The 4160-nt window shown below is 68.4% G+C and carries 4 protein-coding genes; 1 reads left to right on the top strand and 3 read right to left on the bottom strand.

What is annotated here, in order from left to right:
- Positions 1-54: 54 nt before the first annotated feature.
- The 3 genes from ffh to ftsY form a co-directional block, all read right to left on the bottom strand.
- Positions 55-1605 carry a signal recognition particle protein gene (gene ffh / locus BIU98_RS08540; protein ID WP_071274808.1) on the bottom strand — a complete coding sequence of 517 codons (1551 nt, stop codon included), beginning with the start codon at positions 1603-1605 and terminating at the stop codon, positions 55-57.
- Between the two features lie 179 nt (positions 1606-1784).
- Positions 1785-1952, bottom strand: coding sequence for a hypothetical protein (locus tag BIU98_RS19405; RefSeq protein ID WP_175481324.1), 168 nt, complete (start codon positions 1950-1952; stop codon positions 1785-1787).
- Positions 1953-2011: 59 nt separating this feature from the next.
- Positions 2012-2881: a signal recognition particle-docking protein FtsY gene (gene ftsY, locus BIU98_RS08545; RefSeq protein WP_071274811.1), complete on the bottom strand. Its 870-nt coding sequence runs from the start codon at positions 2879-2881 to the stop codon at positions 2012-2014.
- Positions 2882-3092: 211 nt separating this feature from the next.
- On the opposite strand from ftsY, the gene BIU98_RS08550 reads away from it, so the two are divergent.
- Positions 3093-4121, top strand: coding sequence for a TerC family protein (locus tag BIU98_RS08550; RefSeq protein ID WP_071274815.1), 1029 nt, complete (start codon positions 3093-3095; stop codon positions 4119-4121).
- Positions 4122-4160: the final 39 nt, after the last annotated feature.

The following is a 4160-nucleotide window of genomic DNA, read 5'->3' on the forward strand; positions in this document are numbered from 1 at the left end:
GACGGGAGGCCCGTGGCGGATCCGCCACGGGCCTCCCGTCTGTCTGTGGTCGCGTCAGCGACCCAGGAACTTCTGCAGGCTCGCGAGCTCTTCCTCGGTCGGGGCCTTGCCGTTCTTGCCGCCGCCGAGCCCGAGGCCGGAGCCCTTCGGCGCCTGCGGCTGCGGCGCAGCGGTGCCGGCGGCGAGGGCCGCGCGCTTGGCCGGGTTGCCGACCTTCTTCTTCTTGCTGCCCTGCTGCTGCGCCTTCTTGCCGCCGTGCATGCCCGGCATCGGACCCATGCCCGGCATCTGCGGCATGCCACCACGGGCGACGGTCTTCATCATCTTCGCCGCCTGCTCGAAGCGGTTGACGAGCTGGTTGACCTCGGTCACGGTCGAGCCGGCACCCCGCGCGATGCGGAGCCGACGGGAGCCGTTGAGGAGCTTGGGCAGCTCGCGCTCCTGCGGCGTCATCGACTGGATGATGGCCTCGGTGCGGATGATCTCGCGCTCGTCGAAGTTGTCGAGGGCCTCGCGCATGCCCTTCGCGCCGGGGAGCATCCCGAGCATGCCCTTGATCGACCCCGCCTTGCGGAGCTGCTGCATCTGCTCGAGGAAGTCGTTCAGCGTGAAGGTGTCGGACGCGATCTTCTCGGCGACCTTCATCGCCTGTTCCTCGTCGAAGGCGCCCTGGGCCTGCTCGATGAGGGAGAGGATGTCGCCGAGGTCGAGGATGCGGCTCGCCATGCGGTCCGGGTGGAACGGCTCGAAGTCGTCGAGCCCCTCGCCCGTGGACGCGAACATGATCGGACGGCCGGTCACGCTGGCGACCGACAGGGCCGCACCACCGCGGGCGTCGCCGTCGAGCTTGGACAGGACGACGCCGGTGAAGTCGACGCCTTCCTGGAAGGCACGGGCGGTCGTGACGGCGTCCTGACCGATCATCGCGTCGATGACGAAGAGGACCTCGTCCGGGTCGACGGCCTTGCGGATGTTGGCGGCCTGCTTCATCAGCTCGGCGTCCACACCGAGACGACCGGCGGTGTCCACGATGACGGTGTCGTACTGCTGGTCGACCGCGGCCTTGATCGCGTTCTTGGCGACCTTGACCGGGTCCCCGACGCCGTTGCCGGGCTCGGGGGCGAAGACGTGCACGCCGGCCTGCTCGCCGACGACCTGGAGCTGCTGCACGGCGTTCGGACGCTGGAGGTCCGCCGCCACGAGCATCGGGGTGTGGCCGTCCTTCTTGAGCCACTTGCCGAGCTTGCCCGCGAGGGTCGTCTTGCCGGCACCCTGGAGGCCCGCGAGCATGATGACCGTCGGCGGACGCTTGGCGAACTCGAGCCGGCGCTGCTGACCGCCGAGGATGCCGACGAGCTCCTCGTTGACGATCTGGACGACCTGCTGCGCGGGGTTCAGCGCCCGGTTGACCTCGTCGGAGAGGGCACGCTCGCGCACCGCCGCCGTGAAGGCCTTGACGACCTCGAGGGCGACGTCTGCGTCGAGCAGGGCCCGGCGGATCTCGCGGACCGTGCCGTCCACGTCCGACGGGGTGAGCCGTCCCTTGGTCCGCAGGTTGCGGAAGGTCTCGGTGAGCCGATCAGAAAGCGATCCGAATTGCGCCATAGTCCGACGATTCTACAGGGCCGTAGGTCGCCGCTCGTCGAGGGAGCAGGAATCGTCGGGTCCGCGGACGGCACCCGACGATTGCTGCTCCCTCGATGGCGCCGGGGTCGGGCCCATGACGAACGGGAGGCTCCCCACCAGCTGGTGGGGAGCCTCCCGTCCGTCGTGTGGCCGCGTCGTCAGACGCGCGAACCGGCGCCGCGCACGCGACGCACGATCCAGCCGATGACGGCCAGGACGATCAGCACGAGTCCGATGAACAGCAGGAACTTCAGCGCGGCGCTGACGATCCCGGTCACGAGCAGGACGATGCCGATGATGATCGCGATGATGAGCAGTGCGGGCATGTGGGGACCCCTTCCGATGTACCTGGACGATCCGTGTACTGCCCAGACCGTACCCGGGGTCAGCCCACGAGGTTCTGCACGAAGACGTGCGGGGTGAAGCCCGTGAGGTCGTTGATGCCCTCGCCCTGCCCGATGAGCTTGATCGGGATGCCGGTCTTCTCCTGCACGCTCAGCACGAAGCCCGCCTTGGCCGACCCGTCGAGCTTGGTGATGACGAGCCCGGTGACCCCGGCGCCCTCGATGAAGGCCTGCGCCTGCGCCAGCCCGTTCTGCCCGGTGGTGGCGTCGAGGACGAGGAGCACCTCGGAGATCTCGGTCTGCTTCTCGATGACGCGCTTGATCTTGCCGAGCTCGTCCATCAGGCCGGCCTTGGTGTGCAGGCGGCCCGCGGTGTCGATGACGACGATCTCGGTGCCGTCGCGCATCGCCTTCTCGACCGTCTGGTACGCGACCGAGGCCGGGTCCTGCCCGGGCTGCGACGGCCGGACGACCTCGACGCCGGCACGCTCGGCCCACGTGGCGACCTGCTCGACCGCTGCGGCACGGAAGGTGTCCGCCGCGCCGACGACCACGGTGCGGTCGTACGTCTTGAGGAACTTGGCGAACTTGCCGATGGTGGTGGTCTTGCCGACGCCGTTCACCCCGACGACGAGCACGACGGCCGGACGCGCGCTGAGCTTGAGCGTGGTGTCGAGCTTGGAGAGCCGCTCCTCGAGCACCTCGCGGAGCATGCGGTTCAGGTCAGCGGGGTCGGTCGTGGCGTACCGCTCGACCCGCGCGCGGAGGTCCTCGATGATCTCCTCGGAGATGTCGGGGCCGAAGTCGGCGCCGATCAGGGCGGTCTCCAGGTCGTCCCACGTCGTGTCGTCGATGGTCTTCCGCTGGAAGAGGCCCCGGAGACGGGAGGACAGTGACCAAGTACTCGCCATGCTCCCAGCTTAGAGCGCGGCGGATGTGGCCGGGCCCCGCTACGATGGGCGACACGAAGGGGAGTATTCCCTCTCGGTGTCCCCGTCAGTACGGGCCGGAACGATCCGGTCCCGGGGCGCCGGTCGCAGCCAGCCCGCTCGGGCCGTTGCGGCGGAAGAGACCTTCAGGCCTCGGCGTACCCACTCGCCCACACACCTGAAGGATCCATCCGTGGACGTCCCCACCTCTGTCTGGCTCATCACCATCGCCGGCATCCTGGCGCTGCTGGTCTTCGACTTCTACTCGCACGTACGGACACCGCACGTGCCACACATCCGCGAGTCCGCGATCTGGTCGGCCGTCTACATCGCACTGGCGATCGTGTTCGGCATCGGCATCCTGGTGTTCGGCGGCGGGCAGGCCGGCGGTGAGTACTTCGCCGGGTGGCTCACCGAGAAGGCCCTGTCGGTCGACAACCTCTTCGTGTTCCTCATCATCATGTCCTCCTTCGCGGTGCCGAAGGAGTTCCAGCAGAAGGTCCTGCTGGTGGGCGTCGCAATCGCCCTCGCGGCCCGCGGTGTGTTCATCGCCCTCGGCGTCACGATCATCGACAACTTCTCGTGGGTGTTCTACCTGTTCGGCGCGCTGCTGTTCTGGCTCGCCTGGTCGCAGGCCCGCAGCGGGAACGACCACGGCGCCGACGAGGGCGACTCGCGCCTCATCCGCATCCTCAAGCGCGTCATCCCGACCGCGGACCACTACGACGGCGACCGCCTGACCACCCGCGTCGACGGCAAGCGCCTGTTCACCCCGATGCTGCTCGTCATGGTCGCGATCGGCCTCACGGACGTGCTCTTCGCGCTCGACTCCATCCCCGCGATCTTCGGCCTGACGCAGGACGCCTTCATCGTGTTCACCGCGAACGCGTTCTCGCTCCTCGGGCTCCGCCAGCTGTACTTCCTCATCGCCGGGCTGCTCGAGCGGCTCATCTACCTGGGTCAGGGCCTCGCGGTCATCCTCGGCTTCATCGGCGTGAAGCTCGTCTTCCACGCCATGCACGTCAACGAGCTGCCCTTCATCAACGGCGGCGAGCACATCGAGTGGGCGCCCGAGATCCCCATCTGGTTCTCGCTCGGGTTCATCATGCTGACGATCGCGGTCGCCACGGTGGCCTCCCTGGTGGTCTCGAAGAAGCGCCAGGAGCGCGGGCTCACCCCGACCGGGTCGCAGCGCACCGTCGAGACGACCGACGCGAAGTAACGCAACCGCACCACAATCCGACGGGAGGCGCGGTGCCAG

The sequence above is a fragment of the Curtobacterium sp. MMLR14_010 genome, assembly GCF_001865015.1.
In the GTDB taxonomy this organism is placed as follows: domain Bacteria; phylum Actinomycetota; class Actinomycetes; order Actinomycetales; family Microbacteriaceae; genus Curtobacterium.

What these genes read in the sequence shown, in the direction of transcription:
- ffh (WP_071274808.1), bottom strand. Translation starts at nt 1,605, where the DNA reads ATGGCGCAATTCGGATCGCTTTCTGATCGGCTCACCGAGACCTTCCGC.
- BIU98_RS19405 (WP_175481324.1), bottom strand. Translation starts at nt 1,952, where the DNA reads ATGCCCGCACTGCTCATCATCGCGATCATCATCGGCATCGTCCTGCTC.
- ftsY (WP_071274811.1), bottom strand. Translation starts at nt 2,881, where the DNA reads ATGGCGAGTACTTGGTCACTGTCCTCCCGTCTCCGGGGCCTCTTCCAG.